Origin of the sequence: Rhodococcus sp. PAE-6, assembly GCF_025290685.1 — a bacterium.
Lineage (GTDB): Bacteria > Actinomycetota > Actinomycetes > Mycobacteriales > Mycobacteriaceae > Rhodococcus > Rhodococcus pyridinivorans.
In genome coordinates this window covers 72,682-93,559 of sequence record NZ_JAOCLZ010000004.1, presented here as the reverse complement: position 1 = coordinate 93,559, position 20,878 = coordinate 72,682, and the positions used below count along the sequence as shown (strand labels likewise).

12 protein-coding genes are annotated in these 20,878 nt (G+C 68.5%); all 12 read left to right on the top strand.

What is annotated here, in order from left to right; genetic code table 11:
- The first annotated feature begins 59 nt into the window (after positions 1 to 59).
- The 12 genes from glf to NVV99_RS11010 all read left to right on the top strand — a co-directional run bounded on the left by glf (position 60) and on the right by NVV99_RS11010 (position 20,867).
- A complete protein-coding gene (gene glf / locus NVV99_RS11065; RefSeq protein WP_006553437.1) occupies positions 60 to 1,280 on the top strand; it encodes a UDP-galactopyranose mutase in 1,221 nt (406 codons plus the stop codon).
- Positions 1,277 to 3,214 (top strand): glycosyltransferase, encoded by a 1,938-nt coding sequence (locus NVV99_RS11060; RefSeq protein ID WP_006553438.1) that lies wholly within the window; start codon positions 1,277 to 1,279, stop codon positions 3,212 to 3,214. Before glf ends, NVV99_RS11060 begins: the two co-directional genes overlap by 4 nt.
- A 46-nt stretch (positions 3,215 to 3,260) precedes the next feature.
- Positions 3,261 to 3,758, top strand: coding sequence for a phosphatase PAP2 family protein (locus NVV99_RS11055; RefSeq protein WP_024102673.1), 498 nt, complete (start codon positions 3,261 to 3,263; stop codon positions 3,756 to 3,758).
- Positions 3,755 to 4,660 carry a decaprenyl-phosphate phosphoribosyltransferase gene (locus tag NVV99_RS11050; protein WP_024102674.1) on the top strand — a complete coding sequence of 302 codons (906 nt, stop codon included), beginning with the start codon at positions 3,755 to 3,757 and terminating at the stop codon, positions 4,658 to 4,660. The genes NVV99_RS11055 and NVV99_RS11050 overlap by 4 nt, the downstream gene beginning before the upstream one ends.
- A 4-nt stretch (positions 4,661 to 4,664) precedes the next feature.
- Positions 4,665 to 6,611: a flagellar motor control protein ZomB gene (gene zomB / locus NVV99_RS11045; RefSeq protein ID WP_313906247.1), complete on the top strand. Its 1,947-nt coding sequence runs from the start codon at positions 4,665 to 4,667 to the stop codon at positions 6,609 to 6,611.
- 267 nt (positions 6,612 to 6,878) lie between these two features.
- Entirely contained in the window at positions 6,879 to 7,889 is a 1,011-nt protein-coding gene (locus tag NVV99_RS11040) for an alpha/beta hydrolase family protein (protein ID WP_006553442.1), read from the top strand.
- Positions 7,890 to 8,148: 259 nt separating this feature from the next.
- Positions 8,149 to 10,065 (top strand): alpha/beta hydrolase-fold protein, encoded by a 1,917-nt coding sequence (locus tag NVV99_RS11035; RefSeq protein WP_024102676.1) that lies wholly within the window; start codon positions 8,149 to 8,151, stop codon positions 10,063 to 10,065.
- A gap of 132 nt (positions 10,066 to 10,197) precedes the next feature.
- A complete protein-coding gene (locus tag NVV99_RS11030) occupies positions 10,198 to 10,758 on the top strand; it encodes a DUF732 domain-containing protein (protein WP_024102677.1) in 561 nt (186 codons plus the stop codon).
- A 20-nt stretch (positions 10,759 to 10,778) separates the two neighbouring features.
- Positions 10,779 to 11,738 (top strand): cutinase family protein, encoded by a 960-nt coding sequence (locus tag NVV99_RS11025; protein WP_024102678.1) that lies wholly within the window; start codon positions 10,779 to 10,781, stop codon positions 11,736 to 11,738.
- 683 nt (positions 11,739 to 12,421) lie between these two features.
- Entirely contained in the window at positions 12,422 to 14,311 is a 1,890-nt protein-coding gene (gene fadD32, locus NVV99_RS11020; RefSeq protein WP_006553446.1) for a long-chain-fatty-acid--AMP ligase FadD32, read from the top strand.
- 53 nt (positions 14,312 to 14,364) lie between these two features.
- On the top strand, positions 14,365 to 19,317 hold the full coding sequence (pks13, locus tag NVV99_RS11015; protein ID WP_024102679.1) for a polyketide synthase Pks13: 4,953 nt from the start codon (positions 14,365 to 14,367) through the stop codon (positions 19,315 to 19,317).
- Positions 19,318 to 19,325: 8 nt separating this feature from the next.
- Complete coding sequence (locus NVV99_RS11010) at positions 19,326 to 20,867, top strand: acyl-CoA carboxylase subunit beta (protein WP_024102680.1); 1,542 nt, start codon at positions 19,326 to 19,328, stop codon at positions 20,865 to 20,867.
- Positions 20,868 to 20,878: the final 11 nt, after the last annotated feature.

Here is a 20,878-nt window from a genome sequence, read left to right as displayed (position 1 = left end):
CTCGGTCCGCCCGGACCGAGAGGGCACCTCCGCGACGGAGTCGCATACCCTGGTCTCCCGTGACTGCTGCATCAGCGCCCCAGCCCTCCACCGGTGAGTACGACCTGATCGTCGTCGGCTCCGGATTCTTCGGACTGACGATCGCCGAGCGCGCGGCCACGCAGCTCGGCAAGCGAGTGCTCGTGATCGAGCGTCGCCACCACCTCGGTGGCAACGCATACTCCGAGCCCGAACCGGAAACCGGAATCGAGATCCACAAGTACGGTGCCCACCTGTTCCACACCTCCAACAAGAGGGTGTGGGACTACGTGAACCAGTTCACCGATTTCACCGGCTACCAGCATCGCGTGTTCGCGATGCACAAGGGCCAGGCCTACCAGTTCCCGATGGGTCTCGGACTGGTGTCGCAGTTCTTCGGCCGGTACTTCAGCCCCGACGAGGCACGCGCCCTCATCAAGGAGCAGGCCGCCGAGATCGACACCGCCGAGGCGAAGAACCTCGAGGAGAAGGCGATCTCCCTGATCGGCCGCCCCCTGTACGAGGCGTTCGTCCGCGACTACACGGCCAAGCAGTGGCAGACCGACCCGAAGGAACTGCCCGCCGGCAACATCGCCCGGCTGCCCGTCCGCTACACCTTCGACAACCGCTACTTCAACGACACCTACGAGGGCCTGCCGGTCGACGGGTACACGGCGTGGCTGGAGAACATGGCGGAGAACGAGCGGATCGAGGTCCGGCTCGACACCGACTGGTTCGAGGTGCGCGATGAGGTCCGTGCCGCGAGCCCGGAAGCCCCCGTCGTCTACACCGGCCCGCTCGACCGCTACTTCGACTACTCCGAGGGCCGGCTCGGATGGCGCACCCTCGACTTCGAGACCGAGGTGCTGCCCACCGGCGACTTCCAGGGCACCCCGGTCATGAACTACAACGACGCCGACGTGCCCTACACCCGCATCCACGAGTTCCGGCACTTCCACCCCGAGCGCGACACCTACCCGACCGACAAGACGGTCATCATGCGTGAGTACTCGCGTTTCGCCGAGAACGACGACGAGCCGTACTACCCGATCAACACCCCCGAGGACCGCGAGAAACTCAACGCCTATCGCTCCCTCGCGAAGAAGGAAGCCGCGGACAACAAGGTGCTCTTCGGTGGCCGGCTCGGCACCTACCAGTACCTCGACATGCACATGGCGATCGCGAGCGCGCTGTCGATGTTCGACAACGTCCTCGCCCCGCATTTCGACTCGGGAGCGCCCATCGCCGGGGACGCCTCGTGAGCGCCGCGAAGCACGCGGCCGTCGCGAAGCACGAGGCGGCGAGTACCCCCGCCACGGAGGACGAACTGCTCGGCCGGTCGCTGCTGCAGCGCATCATCCTGCCGCGCCCGGGCGAGCCCCTCGACGTGCGCACGCTCTACCTCGAGGAGTCGCCCACCAACGCGCGTCGCGCCCACGCGACGAGCCGGACGACGCTGGCGATCGGCGCCGAGTCCGAGGTGTCGCTGTGCACCTACTTCAACGCCTTCCCGGCGAGCTACTGGCGTCGCTGGAGCACGCTCGGCTCGGTGGTGCTGCGACTCGAACTCACCGGCCACGGCCGCGTCGACCTGTACCGCAGCAAGGCCGACTCGAGCCGCATCCACGTCACCGGCCGCGAGTTCCGCGGGTCCGACACGGTCGTCGAGATCGAAGCCGACCTGGGGCCGTTCGAGGACGGCGGCTGGCTGTGGTTCGACGTCACCACCGACAGCGAGGTCACGCTGCACGCCGCCGGCTGGTACGCACCTGTCGAGGCGCCCGGACACGCCTCGGTCGCAGTGGGCATCCCGACCTTCAACCGCCCTGCCGACTGCGTGAAGGCGCTGCGTGCGCTCGCGTCCGACCCGCTGGTGATGGACGTCGTCGACGCCGTCATCATCCCCGACCAGGGCACCCGCAAGGTTCGCGACGAGGCCGACTTCGCGGAGGCCGCCGAACCCTTCGGCGACCGTCTCGTCATCCACGACCAGGGCAACCTCGGTGGCTCCGGCGGCTACAGCCGCATCATGTACGAGGCGCTGAAGACCACTTCCAGCCCGTACATCCTGTTCATGGACGACGACATCGAGATCGAACCCGACTCGATCCTGCGCGCGCTCGCCCTGTCGCGATTCGCGAAGAAGCCCATGCTCGTCGGCGGGCAGATGCTCAACCTGCAGGAACGCAGCCACCTGCACACCATGGGTGAGGTCATCCACCGCTCGAACTTCATGTGGGGTGCCGCGCCGAACGTCGAGTACGACCACGACTTCTCCACCAAGCCGCTGCGCGACCGGGAGAACTCGAAGCTCCTGCACCGACGCATCGACGTCGACTTCAACGGCTGGTGGATGTGCATGATCCCGCGTGTCGTCGCGGAGGAGATCGGCCAGCCCCTGCCGCTGTTCATCAAATGGGACGACGCCGAGTACGGCCTGCGGGCACGGGACGCCGGCTACCCCACGGTGACGATGCCCGGCGCCGCGATCTGGCACATGGCGTGGAGCGACAAGGACGACGCCATCGACTGGCAGGCGTACTTCCATCTGCGCAACCGGCTCGTCGTGGCCGCGCTGCACCAGCACGGCGACGCCAAGCCGATGGTGCTCGACACGATCAAGGCCACGATCAAGCACCTCGTGTGTCTCGAGTACTCGACGGTCGCGATCCAGAACAAGGCCATCGAGGACTTCCTCGCCGGTCCGGAGAACCTGTTCGAGCTGCTGCCGCGTGCCCTCGGCGAGGTGCACGCGCTCCGGAAGAACTTCCCCGACGCCGTGGTGCTGCCGTCGTCGACCGAACTGCCGATGGCATCCGGCGCCGAGGTCGGGGCCGTCGGACTGCCCGAGGGTGCGGTCGCGAAGGTCAGGCGTCTCGCGAAGGGTGTGCTGCACAACGTGCGCCCCGAGAACCGCGAGCACCACGAGCGGCCGCAGCTGAACGTGCCCACCATCGACGCGCGGTGGTTCCTGCTCTCGCAGGTCGACGGCGTGACGGTCACCACGGCGGACGGTCGGGGTGTCGTCTACCGTAAGCGCGACCGTGCTCAGGCCCAGGCCCTGCTCACCGAGGCGCTCAGGCTGCGACGCGAACTCGCGCGCCGGTTCCCCGAGATGAAGAAGCGGTACCGGGACGCGGTTCCCGCCCTGACCAGCAAGGAGGAGTGGGAGCGTGTCTTCGGAATCGGCAACTGACCCCGGCACTGCGGCTGCACGTCACTGGAAGAGCACCGGCACCGAGGTGCGGGTGCTGCAGACCGTCCAGGCCACCGCCGGTGCCGTACCCGCAGCGACGACGATCGCCCGCGGCATGTCGCACTTCGGTGAGCACGCTCTCGGCTGGATCGCGATCGGCGCCGCCGGCGCCCTCGTCGACCGTCCCCGTCGCCGCAAGTGGGCGAGCGTGGCGGTCGGCGCGTTCGGTGCCCACGCGGCGTCCGTCGTCATCAAGCGGGTCGTGCGCCGTCCGCGGCCGGTGGACCCGACGGTGCAGGTCAACGTGTCCACGCCGAGCCGGCTGAGCTTCCCGTCGTCGCATGTGACGTCCACGACTGCGGCGGCCGTGCTACTCGCCCGCACCACCGGGCTACCCTTTCCCGCGGTGCTCGTGCCGCCCATGATGCTGTCCCGCCTGGTGCTGGGCGTGCACTATCCGACGGATGTACTGGCGGGTGCGGCACTCGGTGCGGCGTCCGCGGCCGTCGTGGCGCGGGCAGAGACGAAGTGGGGAGATCGATGAGCGAGGAACCGGCGCCCGTCAATGAGGCGCCCAAGAGCCTGGGCGCCGGGATCGTCAAGGCGGTCCGTCCCCGACAGTGGGTGAAGAACGTCCTGGTGCTCGCGGCCCCGATGGCGGCCGGCTCGGTCACCCAGGTGGACGTGCTGCTGCCCGTCGCGCTCGCCTTCGTCGTCTTCTGTATGGCCGCCTCGGGCATCTACCTCGTCAACGACGCGATGGACGTCGAAGCCGACCGTGCACACCCCACCAAGCGGTTCCGGCCCATCGCGGCCGGCGTGCTCCCGGTGCGACTCGCGTACATCCTCGCGACGGTGCTGCTCGTCGGCTCGATCGCGCTGTCGTTCATCGCGAACTGGCAGCTCGCCGTCGTCATGGCGGTGTACATCGGCATCCAGCTCGCGTACTGCTTCGGGCTCAAGCACCAGGCCGTGCTCGACATCTGCATCGTCTCGTCGGGCTTCTTGATCCGTGCCATCGCCGGTGGCGTGGCCGCCGAGATCCCGCTGTCGCAGTGGTTCCTGCTGATCATGGCGTTCGGGTCGCTGTTCATGGCGGCCGGCAAACGGTACGCCGAGTTGCGCCTCGCGACCCGCACCGGCGCGAAGATCCGCAAGTCGCTCGAGTACTACACCGAGACCTACCTGCGGTTCGTGTGGACCGTCGCGGCGACGGCGGTCGTGCTCTGCTACGGCCTGTGGGCGTTCGAACAGGACAACGTGGCCGGTTCCAACTGGTACGCCATCTCGATGGTCCCGTTCGTCGTCGCCATCCTGCGCTACGCGGTCGACGTCGACGGCGGTGAAGCCGGCGAACCCGAGGAGATCGCCCTGAAGGACCGGGTGCTGCAGTTGCTCGCAGTGGTGTGGATCCTGGTGGTCGGCGGTGCTGTCTACCTCTTCTGACGTCGTGCGCGGCGTCCACGACACCGAGGCCGGACCGTCCAGTACGGTCGGGCCCGTTCGGCGTGACCGCCTCACCGGCGGTGTGTTCGCCGCGGGTGTGGTCGTCTCCGCGTTCCTGATGTTCTGGGGAGCGTGGGAGCGGCGCTGGATCGCCGACGACGGTCTCATCGTCCTGCGAACCGTGCGCAACCTCCTCGCCGGCAACGGGCCGGTGTTCAACGCGGGGGAGCGCGTGGAGGCCAACACCTCCACCGCGTGGACGTACATCGTCTACGCGGGCGGATGGCTCACCGGCCTCCGCCTCGAATACGTGGTCCTCACGATCGCGCTCGTGTTGTCGACGGGCGCGATCGTCCTCGCCATGCTCGGCGCCGCACGCCTGTACCGGTGGCGACTGCGCGCCACCACGGGCACCGTGCTGCTCCTGCCCGCCGGTGTCCTCGTCTACATCGCGGTGCCCCCGGCCCGCGACTTCGCCACCTCGGGCCTCGAGTCCTGCCTGGTGATCTGCTGGCTCGGCCTGCTGTGGCTGCTCATGGCCCGGTGGGCGACCCCCACGCCGGGAGGGGACGGATCGCTCCCGGGTACCGGGCAGATCCTCGCCACGGCGTTCGTCGCCGGACTCGGCCCGCTCGTGCGACCCGAACTCGCGCTGGTCGCGGTGCTCGCACTCGCGATGCTGTTCCTCGCGCCCGGCCTCGACCTGCGCATCCGGGTCGCGATGGTCGCGGTCGCCGGGATGATCCCGATCGGTTACCAGATCTGGCGCATGGGCTATTACGGACTGCCCTATCCCAACACCGCGGTCGCCAAGGACGCCGGTGGTGCCAAGTGGTCGCAGGGCCTCGAATATCTCGGCAACCTCGTCTCGCCGTACCTGCTGTGGCTGCCGCTGCTGGTCCTCGCGGTCCTCGCCGCGCTCGTCCTCGCGACCAGCCGTGAGGTGGTGGGCCGCACCGCAGCGGCGGCGCGTCCCGATCCGCGCGACGTGCGGGCCACGCTGACCTGGGCGCAGAAGCTGTTGCGCACGCCGACCGCCGTCGTCGTGCTGTTCCTCGGCTCCGGTGTGCTGCTCGCGCTGTACTCGCTGCGTGTGGGCGGCGACTTCATGCACGGCCGCGTCCTCCTGCCGCCGCTGTTCTGCCTGCTCCTGCCCGTCGCCGTCGTCCCGCTGCGGATCCCGGACCGGGCGGAGCTCGGCAACAACCGGCCGACGCAGGTCGCGGGTGCGTTGGCCGTGCTGTGGCTGGGCACCGTCGTGTGGACGGCCGCCGCGGCCAACACGACCGGCATGACCGAGGGCGCCGTGGTGGGCCGATCCGGCATCGTCGACGAGCGCGCCTTCTACGCCCTCAACACCGGGCATCTGCATCCCATCCTGGCCGAGGACTATCTCGACTACCCACGTATGCGGGCCATGGTCGAGGCCATCGCGAACACCCCGAACGGCGGGCTGCTGCTGCCGACCCCCTCGTTCGACGCGTGGGACGTCGTGCCGCCACCCGAGCCCATCCCACCGGGCGGTGCCGGGCACACGGTGTTCTTCCTGAACCTGGGCATGACCAGCATGAACACCGGTCTGGACGTGCGGGTCGTCGACCAGATGGGCCTGGCCTACCCGCTCGCTGCGCACACCGAGCGTCTCGAGGACGGCCGGATCGGCCATGACAAGATCCTGTTCCCCGACTGGGTGGTCGCCGATTCGGGCATGGTCGACGTCCATCCGTGGATGCCGGGCTATCTCGACGAGGACTGGGTCGCGATGGCGAAGACCGCGCTGACCTGTCCCGAGACCCGGGAGATGATCGATTCCTCGAGCGCCGAACTCACGTGGGCACTGTTCAAGAGGAACCTGCGCAACGCGTTCGACTACGCCTCGTACCGGATCGAACGGGTGCCGAAGTACGAGATCCAGCGCTGTGACCTGCCGATGCCACCGCCGCGGGGGTGACGGCCGGACACCGAGATCAACTTGGCCCCCTTCGACTGTCTCGATAGGATCACGACGCATCACGGATAGGTAACATTCCGGCAGCGCGTGCTTGACCTATAGGTCAAGAGGTGCCCAAGAGCTGTTGAAACCAGGGTTTGTCAGAGATCACGCGGTCCTTTACAGTTTTGACCGCAGTGTGACTTGGGGCGGCCTTCCGCGGTCGTCATCGCCGGAATCCGGGGGACGCGAACGCGGACGCCGCAGACGAGAAAGAGAGCATTGTTCATGCGTTTTGTCCCGAGGTTGAGGCAGGGCCTTCGACGGCGACTGCTCGGCACCGCCGCCGCAGCTCTGGTCCTCCCCGTGGCTGCCGGCCTCGTCGGAACCACCGCCGCCGTCGCCGCGCCGGCGCAGGGAGCGCCGGTCTCGCACCGCGCGCCTGCAGGGGGCTTCGAAGAGGTCTTCGTCGAGTCCGACATGGGCCCGATCAAGGTTCAGATCCAGTGGGCCGCGCGCGGTGGCGACGCGGCGCTCTACATGCTCGACGGCCTGCGCGCTCGGGACGACGCGAACGCCTGGACGTTCGAGACGAACGCCCTGCAGCAGTTCGCGAACGACAACGTCAGCCTGATCATGCCGGTCGGCGGACAGTCGAGCTTCTACACCGACTGGTACGCGCCGTCCAACCTGAACGGCCAGGACATCACCTACAAGTGGGAGACGTTCCTGACGGAGCAGCTGCCCGACTATCTCGCCACCCGTGGCGTGTCGCGCAACAACAACGGCATTCTCGGCCTGTCGATGGGCGGTTCCGCCGCCCTGACCCTGGCCGCCTACCACCGCGACCAGTTCAAGTTCGCGTCGTCGTTGTCCGGCTACCTGAACCTGTCGGCTCCCGGCATGCGTGAGGCCATCCGCGTGGCGATGCTCGATGCCGGCCGCTTCAACGTCGACTCGATGTGGGGCCCGCCGTGGAGCCCGGCGTGGCTGCGCAACGACCCGTTCGTCTTCGCTCCGAAGCTCGAGGGTCTGTCGCTGTACATCTCGGCCGCCAGCGGTCTGCCCGGTGAGCACGACAACCCGCAGGGCTTCGTCGGCTACTACAACACCGCCAACGGCATGGCGCTCGAGGCGCTGTCCCTCGCCCAGACCCGCGCGTTCCAGCTCAAGCTGGCGACGCTCGGCATCCCGGCTACCTTCGACTTCCCGGCGCGCGGCACGCACGCATGGAAGTACTGGGAGGATCAGCTGTGGAAGGCACGCCCGCAGATCCTCGAGGCGCTGAACGCGTTCTGATCTCCGGTACGCACTGCTAGCAACGACGCCGCCCGCTCACCGATCCGGTGAGTGGGCGGCGTCGTAACTTTCTGCAACAATTTTCTCACCTGTCACAGCGCGGCACCCGCGATTCCGGGTGCCGCCGGTGTAGAAACAACATCCGGGACTCCGGTATCCCGAGTCGGCATACCCAGCCGGGGCGCCCTGCCACTGCCGCCGTCGCGGTCCACCCGAAGCCGCACTTCGGCAGGAAATCCGGCAACGCAGAAAGTGAGCGATGCAGATGCGAACTGAGCTCGAGCACGGTGAGCGACGGACGGGTCCGAGCAGGAGAGCGGCTCGCGTCGCGGGTGCGCGGCGCAGAAGATCCCGTGCGCTCGCACTGATCGCCGCAGCCCTCGTCGCGCCCGTCGCCGCAGGTCTGACCACTGTCTCGGTGGCCACCGCCGATCCGCTCATCGCCCAGTCCGGCCCGACGAGCACTGCCGGTGCGACCGTCCGCTCTGTCGACTGGCTCACCGATCGCCGCGTCGCTCTGTGGATCGACTCGCCGTCGATGGGGACGCCGATCCAGGTGCAGCTGCTGCTCGCGCGCGACTGGAACAGCAAGCCCGACGCGAAGTTCCCGTCGGTGTTCATGCTCGACGGCATGCGCGCGCGCGACGACGAGAACGGGTGGACGCTCGAGACCGATGCGGAGGCCTTCTTCGCCGACAAGAACGTCAACGTCGTGCTGCCGGTGGGCGGCCAGTCGAGCTTCTACTCCGACTGGATCGATCAGAACAACGGACAGAACTACAAGTGGGAGACCTTCCTGACGAAGGAACTCCCTCCGCTGCTCGAACGCGACTGGCGTACCACCGACAAGCGTGGCGTCGTCGGCCTGTCGATGGGCGGTACCGCCGCGATGTTCCTACCCGCCCGCAACCCGGGCTTCGCGCAGTTCGCGGCGTCGTTGTCCGGCATCCTCACCACGACCACCCTCGGCATGCCCGAGGCCATCCACTACGCGATGCAGGACGCCGGTGGTTTCGACTCCGAGGCGATGTGGGGTGCGCCCGGCTCCGAGGGCTGGGAGTCGCACGATCCCTACCTGCTCGCCGACAAGCTCAAGGGCGTGAGCCTGTACGTCTCGAGCGGCAGCGGCACCACCGGCCCCCACGACGATCCGTCGGGCATCCCCGGGGTCAGCACCAACTACGCCGGCATGGGCCTCGAGATCCTCTCGCGCCTCACCTCGCAGGCGTTCGCGACGAAGCTCGAGAAGCAGGGCATCCCCGCCCAGATCGTGTACCGGCCGTCGGGCACCCACACGTGGAAGTACTGGGAGTTCGAACTGCACCAGCTGTGGCCGCAGCTCGCCAACACCCTCGGGGTCGAGGTCGACAAGCCCGAGTGCAACCCCACCGGCGCCTTCGGCGATGTGGCGAACGTGAACGGTTGGCTCGGCGACTGCCTCACCGGTGAATACGACGTCGCCGGTGGCAAGGTGCAGGACTTCCGCTTCGGCCGCGTCTTCTCGTCCGACGGCACGACGGTGCCGGTCGCGGGTGCGATCGGCGGCGCCTACCAGGGTGTCGGCGGTCCGGCCGGGCAGCTCGGCTATCCGACCACCGAGGAACGCGTCGCACCCGACGGACGCGGACGGTTCAACCATTTCCGGAACGGCGCGATCTACTGGACGCCCGAGCACGGCGCCCACGCGGTCCGCGGAAAGATCTTCGAGGAATGGAAGAACCAGGGCTGGGAGGGCGGACCGCTCGGCTACCCGATCCTCGACGAGGCGGCGACCCCCGACGGCCGCGGCGCGGTCCAGGGCTTCGAGATCGGCGCCATGTACTGGAGCGAGGACACCGGCGCCCACGGCGTGCAGGGCATGATCCTCGACAAGTACTCCCAGCTCGGCTACGAGACGGGAGTCCTGGGCTACCCGACGGCCAGCGAGCAGCCCGCAGGGCGTGACGGTCGCTTCAACGAGTTCCAGCACGGCAACATCTACTGGAGCCCGCTCACCGGTGCCTGGCCGGTCCGCGGCAAGATCCTCGAGGCGTGGCTCGCCGAGAAGGGTGCCGAAGGACGTCTGGGCCTGCCGATCAGCGACGAGTTCCCGGCCGTGGACGGCAAGGGTGTCCAGCAGAACTTTCAGAACGGCTTCATCACCCTCGACGGCGACGAAGTGAAGCTGCAGCCGTAACCGAACGACAGCAGGGTCGGCCCGTGTAACCGGGGGAGGAGGGACGCTCCTACCGGCCGCACGGGCCGCTCTGTAGCCTGGGGCGCATCTGACCAAGTTCGACCGACATCCCGGATGTGAGGACCCCACCACATGCCTGCACGGACCCGCTCACGCTCGACCCGAGTCCTCGGCGCCCTCGCTGCGGCACTGACCGCCACGGCCGTTCTCTCCGCGTGCGGAAGCGACGACTCCACCGCGACGAACACGCCGACGACGTCTGCCGCCACGGAAACCTCGGCGTCGACATCGACCTCCGCGGCCGAGACATCCCCCGGCGCGGCCGGGGCCGAGACCACGGGCGAGACCGAGACGAGCGAGGCGTCCCCGGCTCCGTCCTCGCCCGCTGCCGGAAACGACGATGCCGGAGAGGACACGGGCGCGGCACCCGCTCCCACGCCCGGCGCACAGGCCTTCCTCGACGGTCTCCGCGCCGAGGGCGTCGAGCCCAGCGACGAGACCGGCGCGGTGAACATCGCCGACTACATCTGCAGCGCCCAGGCGCAGGGCGGGTCGCCGGAGGAGATCAAGGTGTTCGTGACCGCGCTCGTGGGTAGTGATGCTGCAGCCGGTGGTGTCGAGTTGTCGGAGGATCAGGCCTCCTCGACGGCCGACACGTACATCGCCGTCGCCGGCGAGACGTACTGCAACTAGGGAACGCGGGGACAGCACGAATGGTCAGGACGAAGCAGCGTCGCGGACGCAGGATCGTGGTCGTGGGGGCGCTGCTCGTCCTGGCGATCGTGCTGGTGCTCTGGTACATGCTCGCGGGGCGGCTGGACATCCCGTCGCCGATTCCTACCCCGCCCGGGCCGGAGGAGCCGCAGTCGCAGCCGGCCTCGTGCCCCGACGTGCAGGTCGTCGCGGTGCCGGGCACCTGGGAGTCCGCGGTGGGCGACGATCCGTACGCTCCGGCCGCGAACCCGTACTCGCTCATGCTCAACGTGACGAGGCCGCTGCAGGAGCGTTTCGATGCCCAACGCGCCGATGTCTACACGGTGCCGTACGTCGCGCAGTTCTCGAACCCCATTGCGATCCCGCCGGACGGCCAGCAGTCCTACAACAACAGCCGCAGTGAGGGATTCGCGGCCACCACCGACATCCTCGCGCGACGCTCGGCCGAGTGCCCGCTGACCACCTACGTGCTCACCGGTTTCTCGCAGGGCGCCGTGATCGTGGGCGACGTCGCCGCGCAGATCGGTGCCGGCAACGGCCCGGTCCCCGCCGACCGGGTGCTCGGTGTCGCACTCGTTGCCGACGGTCGCCGCGACGGGGTCTCGGGCACCGACATCGGTGCGCCCGTCGCCGGAGTGGGCGCCGAACTGTCGCTCGACGGCCTGCGGCTGCCGGGGATCACGATGACCGGCGCGCGTCCCGGCGGCTTCGGGGAGCTCGACGACCGCACGATCCAAATCTGCGCGCCCACGGACAGTATCTGTGACGCACCACCGAACGCGCTGAATCCCGCCAACTGGATGTCGGCCGCTCCGCGCCTGCTCGAGTACGTCAACAACCCGATCCACGCGATGTACAACACCTACGTCGTGGACGAGAACGGCACGACCGCGACGCAGTGGATCGTGAACTGGGCGGCGGAGAAGATCGATGCCGCACCGGAACCCGCAGAAGAATGAGGTGCGGCCGTCGCTGCACGCGGGGGAGGTTCGGGCTCGAGTGAACCCTCCCACATATTACTCGCCGGTAGTGTCCGATCTCACCACCCGGTACACTCGAAAGACGGGCTGCCTTTAGACTCATCCCTCGGCTGCGGCCCGGCCGTCCGGGATCGTGGCGCACGACGACTGCCACAGGAGAAGAGGTTCATGGTGCCAGTGACGGCACGGCGAACGGCCGGCCCCCTCCGGGGGCGTAGCGACGGCCCGCGACCGGGAATGATCCTTGTCACGAGCTCTCGCCTCGGTCGGGCGTACGTACCGGGGCGCCGATCCTGGGCAGCAGAGGGCGGCGGGTTGCACCGTCGGTCGGTGTCGGCGTCGAAAAACCCTCGCACACAATCGGATCGTGTGCTCGTCTCGTTCGACGGGCGCGGAATGTGTGTGTGAAGACGACCATGTCGTATCTTTGTGTTTCCCGTGTGCGAGGGGAAGCGTTCTTCCCGGCGACCGCACTTTGCGTGGGTGCGCGTGATGCCGATCTGTAACATATTCGTGATCTGGGGTCGATGGACACGTTCGAGGAACGGACCGCCGGAAGCCGTGGGGGGCGGTATCGGTACGACGATCCGCCGGCGCGGAGGAAAAGTTAGTGGCGCAACCATGTCGAGTGGTTGTGGGATCGCTTCGACAGGGAGAAGGAATTGAGCGTCGGGTTCGAAGAGTTCATCGATGAGAACGGGCGGATCAGGCTGCCTGAAGGGCAGACCCTGCTCGATCACCTCGAGGGGAACTTCGCTTCAAACGGTGACGACCTCGCCTACCGGTACATCGACTACTCGCGGGAACGCGACGGCGAGGTGCACGAGCTGACCTGGGATCAGTTCGGCGTGCGCATCAAGGCCATCGCCGCGCGCCTGCAACAGGTCACCGCTCCCGGCGACCGCGTCGCGATCCTCGCTCCGCAGGGCCTCGACTACGTCGTGTCCTTCTTCGCCGCGATCTACGCCGGCACCATCGCCGTGCCGCTGTTCGATCCCGACGAGCCCGGCCACACCGATCGCCTGCACGCCGTTCTCGGCGACTGCACCCCCAGCGCGATCCTCACCGCCACCTCGTCCGCGGCCGGCGTGCGGCAGTTCTTCCGCCCGCTCCCCGCTGCGCAGCGTCCCCGCGTGATCGCCGTCGACGCCATCCCCGACTCGGTCGCCGAGTCCTGGAACCGGCCGCCCATCGGCACCGACGACATCGCGTACCTGCAGTACACCTCCGGCTCGACCCGCGTTCCCGCCGGCGTCGAGATCACTCACCGCTCGGTGCTCACCAACGTCATCCAGATGGCCGACTCCATCGAGCTCGACGAGTCGTCGCGCGGCGTGACCTGGCTGCCGCTGTTCCACGACATGGGCCTGCTCACGGTGATCCTGCCCGCGGTCGGCGGCAAGTACATCACCATCATGAGCCCGCGTGCCTTCGTGGCCCGGCCGAGCCGCTGGATCCGCGAGCTCGCCGCCGTCTCCGACGGTGCCGGCACCTTCGCCGCCGCCCCGAACTTCGCGTTCGAGCACGCTGCGGCACGCGCGGTCCCCAAGCCGGGCGAAGAACTCGACCTGAGCAACGTCATCGGCCTGATCAACGGCAGCGAGCCGGTCACCACGTCGTCGATGCGCAAGTTCAACGAGGCATTCGGGCCCTACGGTCTGCCTCGCACGGCGATCAAGCCGTCCTACGGCATGGCCGAGGCCACCCTGTTCGTCTCCTCCACCCGTCACAGCGACGAGGCGAAGGTCATCTACGTCGACCGCACCGCACTCAACGCGGGCCGGGTCATGCGCGTCGAGCCCGATGCCGAGAACGCCATCCCGCAGGTCTCCTGCGGTTACGTCGCACGCAGCCAGTGGGCCGCGATCGTCGACGCCGAGACCGGCACCGAGATGCCCGACGAGCAGGTCGGCGAGATCTGGCTGCACGGCGAGAACATGGGCATCGGCTACTGGGGTCGCAAGGAAGAGACCGACAACACCTTCCACAACCGCATCACCAAGCGTCTGGCCGAGGGCAGCCACGCCGAGGGCACCCCGGACGACAGCAAGTGGCTGCGCACCGGCGACTACGGCGTCTACATCGACGGCGAGCTCTACATCACCGGTCGCGTCAAGGACCTCGTGATCGTCGACGGCCGCAACCACTACCCCCAGGACCTCGAGTTCTCGGCGCAGGAGGCCAGCTCCGCGCTGCGTCCCGGCTTCGTCGCGGCGTTCGCGGTGCCGGCCAACCAGCTGCCGCGCGAGGTGTTCGACAACGACGCCTCCGGCCTGCAGTTCGATGCCGACGATTCGTCGGAGCAGCTCGTGATCGTCGCCGAGCGCGCTCCCGGCGCCGGCAAGGCCGATCCGCAGCCGATCGCCGACGCGGTACGTGCCGCGATCTCGTCCCGGCACGGTGTCACCGCCCGCGACGTGCTGCTCGTGCCGGCCGGTTCGATCCCCCGTACGTCCAGCGGAAAGATCGCGCGTCGGGCGTGCAAGACCGCATATGTCGAGGGAACGCTGCGTGGTGGTTACCAGCAGCAGGCATTCCCGGACAGCGTGTAAGAACGAATGTCCTCTTTCCCGGGTAGCGTGGTGGGTTGATGTCTGACACTGAAATGACGGTTGCGCAGCTGCGCGAATGGCTGCGCAACTGGATCGCCGACGCGACCGGGCAGCCGGTCTCCCAGATCTCGGACGATCGTCCGATGGAAGAGTTCGGGCTGTCCTCCCGGGACGCCGTCGCCATGGCGGGTGAGATCGAGGAACTCCTCGGTGTCACCCTCAACGCGACGATCGCCTACCAGCACCCGACGATCGCGTCGCTCGCGACGCGCATCATCGAAGGTGAGCCCGAGGCACCCGCCGAGGACGACTCCGCCCTGTACACGGTCGGTGCCGCGGCGGGTTCGAAGGACGTCGCCATCGTCGGTCTGTCCACCCGTTTGCCGGGCCACGTCGACACCCCCGAACAGATGTGGGAGCTGCTCGCGTCCGGACGCGACGGCATCTCCGATCTGCCCGAGGGCCGCTGGTCGGAGTTCGAGAACGATCCCGCCGTGTGGGAGTCGATCCGCAACGCCAACACCAGGGGCGGCTACCTCGACGACGTCAAGGGCTTCGACGCCGAGTTCTTCGCGATGTCGCCGCGCGAGGTCGAGATGGTCGACCCGCAACAGCGCCTCGCGCTGGAGCTGACCTGGGAAGCACTCGAGCACGCGCACATCCCGCCGAGCGACCTCAAGGGCGGCTCGGTCGGTGTGTTCATCGGCAGCTCGGCGAGCGACTACATGCTCCTCGCGGTCGGCGATCCGTCCGCAGCGCATCCCTACGCGCTCACCGGCACCTCCACCGCGGTCATCGCGAACCGCGTGTCGTACTTCTACGACTTCCACGGCCCGTCCGTCACGCTCGACACGGCGTGCTCGTCGTCGCTGGTCGCCGTGCACCAGGCCGTACGTGCGCTGCGTAACGGCGAAGCCGACGTCGCCCTCGCCGGTGGCGTCAACATGCTGCTCGCCCCGGCCGGCACCCTCGGCTTCGACGAACTCGGCGTCATGGCACCCGACGGCCGCATCAAGGCGTTCTCCGCCGACGCCGACGGCATGATCCGCGCCGAGGGCGGGGGTCTCGTCGTGCTCAAGCGTCTCGAGGACGCCGAGCGCGACGGCGACGACATCCTCGCGGTGATCGCCGGTTCGGCCGTCAACCAGGACGGCCGCTCCAACGGCCTGGCCGCTCCCAACCCCGAAGCGCAGGTCGACGTGCTGCGCCGCGCCTACCGCGACGCGCAGATCCTGCCGTCCGGTGTCGACTACATCGAGGCGCACGGCACCGGCACGGTGCTCGGCGACCCGATCGAGGCCGACGCGCTCGGCCGCGTCGTCGGTCGTGGCCGCGAGGACGACAAGCCGGTCCTGCTCGGTTCGGCCAAGACCAACTTCGGTCACCTCGAGTCCGCCGCGGGTGCGGCCGGTCTCATCAAGGTCGTTCTCGCGATGCAGAACGATCAGCTGCCCCCGACGCTCAACTACACCGCGCCCAACCCGTACATCCCGTTCGACAGCGCGCACCTGAAGGTCATCCCCGAGGGCGCGAAGTGGCCGCGCTACACCGGTCGCGCCGTCGCCGGTGTATCCGGCTTCGGTTTCGGTGGCACGAACGCGCACGTCGTCGTGCGCGAGTACACCGGCCCCGAGGGGCTCGAAGCGTCCGAGGCCGAGGTCGAGGTCCTGCCGGAGGAGATCCCCGCCGCGGAGACCACCGAGCAGGCCCGCGAGCTGCCCGTCCTGCTCGCCGTCTCCGCTGCGATGCCGTCGCGTCGCCGCCGTGCCGCCGCCGATCTCGCCGACTGGCTCGAGACCGAGAAGGGCAGCACGACGCCGCTCGCCGACGTCGCCCGCACGCTCGCTCGTCGCAACCACGGCCGGTCCCGCGCGATCGTCGTGGCGAGCAACCACGGTGAGGCGATCGCCGGTCTGCGTGCCGTCGCCGCCGGCAAGCCCGCGCAGGGCGTGTTCACCGCCGACGCTCCCGCCTCCAAGGGCGCGGTGTGGGTGCTCTCCGGCTTCGGTGCCCAGCACCGCAAAATGGCCAAGCAGCTGTACCTGGAGAACCCTGTCTTCGCGGCGGCCGTCGACGAGGTCGACGAGCTGATCTACGACGAGTCGGGCTACTCCATGAAGGAGAAGTTCCTCGACGACGCGCAGGACTACGACGTCGAGACGGCGCAAGTCGGCATCTTCACGATCCAGATCGGTCTCGCCGCGCTGCTGCGCCACCACGGTGCCGAGCCCGCCGCGGTCGTCGGCCACTCGATGGGTGAGGCCGCCGGCGCCTACATCTCGGGCGGACTCTCGCTCGAGGACGCCGTGCGCGTCATCTGCTCGCGTTCGCGTCTGATGGGTGAGGCCGAATCCGGCCTGACCGGCGACGACATCCGCCTCATGGCGCTCGTCGAGTACAGCGCCGCCGAGATCACCGACGTGCTGCCCGACTTCCCGCAGCTCGAGGTCTGCGTCTACGCGGCGCCGACGCACACCGTCATCGGTGGCCCGCAGGAGCAGGTCAACGCGATCGTCACGCGTGCCGAGGCCGAGGAGAAATTCGCCCGGGTCCTGCAGACCAAGGGCGCGAGCCACACCTCGCAGGTCGATCCGATCCTCGGCGAGCTCGCAGCCGAGCTCGCCGGCATCGAACCGCACCGCCTGAAGGTCGACCTGTACTCGTCGGTCGACCAGGAGACCCTCTACCGTGCAGGTCACGACGGCATCCACGACGTCGAGTACTGGACCAAGGGCATGCGCCACAGCGTGTACTTCACGCAGGCGATCCGGCAGGCGCTGTCCGACGGGCACACCACCTTCGTCGAGCTCAACGCCAACCCCGCGACGCTCATGTCGGTCGCGGCGACGGCCTTCGACGCCGGTGTGCAGGACGGCCAGTTCATCCAGACGCTCAAGCGCAAGGAGGACGAGTCCCTCGGTGTGCTGACCGCGCTCGCGCAGTTGTACGTGCACGGGCAGTCCGTCGATCTGAGGACGCTGCTGCCGGAAGGCGACTACGCCGACCTGCCGCGCACCGCCTTCCTGCGCAAGCCGTACTGGGTCGACGCCAGCATCGGCACCTCCGGCAACGGCCGCGCGCCCGGCGCCCGGGTCGCACTGCCCGACGGCCGCTACGTGTGGGAGGTGCAAGCATCCGCCGTCACCGATGCGGCCGAGCTGGTCGTCGCGGCGGCCTCGCAGGTGCTGTCCGATGTCACGCTCACCGCGTCCATCCCGCACACCGACGTCCCCGCGACCGGCACCCTCACCACGACGCTCACCCGGCACCCGGGTGGCGCGTCACTGCAGGTGCACGCGAACACCGGCGACGGTTTCACGCTCGTCCACGAGGGTGTCGTCACCTCCGGTGAGCCGCTGCCCGCGCCCGTCGCGGTGGCCGCGAAGCCGGCCGCGCAGGCCGAGGAGCTTCCCGAGGTCGTCGAGTCGTTCGGCGACCAGTGGGATCCCAACGGATCGCAGAGCCTCGACGACCGCCTGACGCTGATCGTCGCCGAGTCCATGGGTTATGCGCCCGAGGATCTGCCCGCCGAGATCCCGCTCATCGAGCTGGGCCTCGACTCGCTCATGGCGGTCCGCATCAAGAACCGCGTCGAGTACGAGTTCGACATCCCGCAGCTGCAGCTGTCGGCGGTCAAGGACGCGAGCCTGCGCGACGTCGCGAAGTACCTGCGATACGCCGTCGAGCACCGCGAGGAGGTCGCGCAGCTCGCCGAGCAGCAGGCCGCCGAGAAGGCAGCCGAACGCGCCGCCGCTGCGGAGCAGGACGATCTTCCCGAGGTCGAGGACACCACCGCGGTGGGCGAGGCCGAGCAGATTCTCGCCGAAGCCGAAGCCGAAGCCGAAGCCGAAGCCGAAGCCGAAGCCGAAGCCGAAGCCGAAGCACAGACCGCGCCCGAGACGGCCGAGCCCGAGCAGGAGTCGAGCGGTGTCGACGTGCCGCCGCGCGACGCCGCGGAACGGTTGACCTTCGCCTCGTGGGCCGTGGTCACGGGCAAGTCGGCCAAGGGCATCTTCAACCCGTTGCCGAAGCTCGACCGCGATGTCGCCGAGAAGCTCGCGGCACGGCTGACCGAGCGGGCCGAGGGTGAGATCACCGTCGACGACGTGCTCTCCGCCCCGACCGTCGAGCAGCTCGCCGAGACCGTCCGTCAGCATCTCGAATCCGCCGATCGCATCGACGGACTCGTGCGCACCCTGCGGCCCCGCGCCGAGGGATCGGACACCGTGCCGGTCTTCGTCTTCCACCCCGCGGGTGGTTCGACGGTCGCGTACGAGCCGCTGCTGCGCCGCCTGCCCGCGCACACCCCGGTGTTCGGTTTCGAGCGCACCGAGGGCCCGATCGACACCCGCGCACAGGCGTACCTGCCGCTCATCAAGGAGATCCAGGGCGACGGCCCGTACGTGCTGTGCGGCTGGTCGCTCGGCGGTGTCCTGGCCTACGCGGTGGCCCGTCTGCTCCGCGAGGAGGGCAAGGACGTGCGTCTCGTCGGTCTCATCGACACCGTCATGGCCGGTGAGAAGGTCGAGGACACGCCCGACGAGATCCGCAAGCGCTGGCAGCGTTACTCGGCGTTCGCGAAGAAGACCTACGGGGTCGACGCGCCGCTGCCCTACGACCTGCTGGCCGAGGCCGGCAGCGACGAGGAGCAGATCGGCATCCTGATGGGTCTGCTCGAGCTGAGCGGGGCGCAGATCCCCGGCGGCATCATCGAGCACCAGCGCACGTCGTGGCTCGACAACCGCGCCATCCAGACCGCGGAGCTGCTGCCCTACGACGGCAAGGTCGTGCTGTACATGGCCGACAAGTATCACGACGACGCGATCGATCTCGAGCCGGCTTTCGGGACCCGGCAGCCCGACGGTGGGTGGGGTGAGGTCGTCGCGGATCTCGAGGTCGTGCACGTCGGCGGCGATCACCTGCAGATCGTCGACGAGCCGTACATCTCGAAGGTGGGGGAAGACCTGACCCGCAAGCTGGCCGACATCGAGGCCTCGAGGAGCTGAACGAAGAAGTGAGCACCACGGCACAGAAGCTGGCCGAGTTGCGCGAGAAGCTGGAGATCGCGAAGGAGCCTGCCGGCGAACTCGCGATCGCCAAGCGCGCGAAGAAGGGCATCCCGAGCGCTCGCGAGCGCATCGACATGCTGCTCGACAGGGGCAGCTTCGTCGAAATCGGCGCGCTGATGAAGATGCCGGGCCGCGACGATGCGATGTACGGCGACGCCGTCGTCGTCGGGCACGGCACGGTCGACGGCCGCCCGGTCGCGGTGTTCTCCCACGACCAGACCGTCTTCGGCGGCAGCGTCGGTGAGATGTTCGGCCGCAAGGTCGCCGCGGTCCTCGACTTCGCCCTCAAGATCGGTTGCCCCGTCGTCGGCATCAACGACTCCGGTGGTGCCCGCGTGCAGGACGCCGTCACCTCGCTCGCCTGGTACGGCGAGATCGGCAAGCGTCACGAGCCGCTGTCGGGTCTGTGCCCGCAGATCTCGGTGATCGTCGGCAACTGCGCCGGTGGTGCGGTCTACGCGCCGATCAACACCGACGTCGTGGTCGCCACCGAGGGTTCGCACATGTTCGTCACCGGCCCGGACGTCATCAAGGCGGTCACCGGTGAGAACGTGAGCCTCGAGGAGCTCGGCGGTGCCCGTCAGCAGGCCGAGTACGGCAACGTGCACCACGTCGCGCCGGATGAGAAGGCCGCTTTCGAGTGGGTGCGGCAGTACCTGAGCTACATGCCGTCCAACGCGCAGGAGAAGCCTCCGATCATCAATCCCGGTCTCGAACCGGAGATCACGCCCGACGATCTCGAACTCGACACGTTCATGCCCGACGCCGACAACTCCGGCTACGACATGCACGACATCCTGCTGAAGATCTTCGACGACGGCGAGTTCCTCGAGGTCCGCGCACAGACCGCGCCGAACATCATCACCGGCTACGCCCGCGTCGACGGCCGGGCGGTGGGCGTGGTGGCGAACCAGCCGCTGTACCTGTCGGGTGCGCTCGACGCGGCCGCTGCCGACAAGGCCGCGCACTTCGTGCGTGTCTGCGACGCCTACGACATCCCGCTCGTGTTCGTCGTCGACACCCCGGGCTTCCTGCCCGGTGTCGAGCAGGAGAAGATCGGCGTCATCAAGCGTGGTGGCCGCTTCCTGTTCTCGTACGTCGAGGCATCCGTCCCGAAGGTGACCGTCGTGGTGCGTAAGGCCTACGGCGGCGGTTACGCCGTGATGGGTTCGAAGCAGCTCGGCGCCGACATCAACTTCGCGTGGCCCACCGCGCGTATCGCCGTGATGGGTGCCGAATCGGCTGTCGCGGTGATCGGCCGCCGGCAGATCGAGGCCGCGGGCGAGAACGCTCCCGCGGTGCGCCAGCAGCTCATCAACTTCTACAACGAGCACGTGGCCACGCCGTACATCGCGGCCGAGCGCGGATACGTCGACGCGGTGATCGAGCCGTCGACGACCCGCCTCGAGATCCGTAAGGCGCTCACCCTCCTCCGCGACAAGGAAGTGTTCAAGAACCCGCGGAAGCATCACCTGCTGCCGCTGTAGAACAGCCGGAG

What these genes read in the sequence shown, in the direction of transcription:
- pks13 (WP_024102679.1), top strand. Translation starts at nt 14,365, where the DNA reads ATGACGGTTGCGCAGCTGCGCGAATGGCTGCGCAACTGGATCGCCGAC.
- NVV99_RS11030 (WP_024102677.1), top strand. Translation starts at nt 10,198, where the DNA reads ATGCCTGCACGGACCCGCTCACGCTCGACCCGAGTCCTCGGCGCCCTC.
- NVV99_RS11025 (WP_024102678.1), top strand. Translation starts at nt 10,779, where the DNA reads ATGGTCAGGACGAAGCAGCGTCGCGGACGCAGGATCGTGGTCGTGGGG.
- NVV99_RS11040 (WP_006553442.1), top strand. Translation starts at nt 6,879, where the DNA reads ATGCGTTTTGTCCCGAGGTTGAGGCAGGGCCTTCGACGGCGACTGCTC.
- NVV99_RS11035 (WP_024102676.1), top strand. Translation starts at nt 8,149, where the DNA reads ATGCAGATGCGAACTGAGCTCGAGCACGGTGAGCGACGGACGGGTCCG.
- NVV99_RS11050 (WP_024102674.1), top strand. Translation starts at nt 3,755, where the DNA reads ATGAGCGAGGAACCGGCGCCCGTCAATGAGGCGCCCAAGAGCCTGGGC.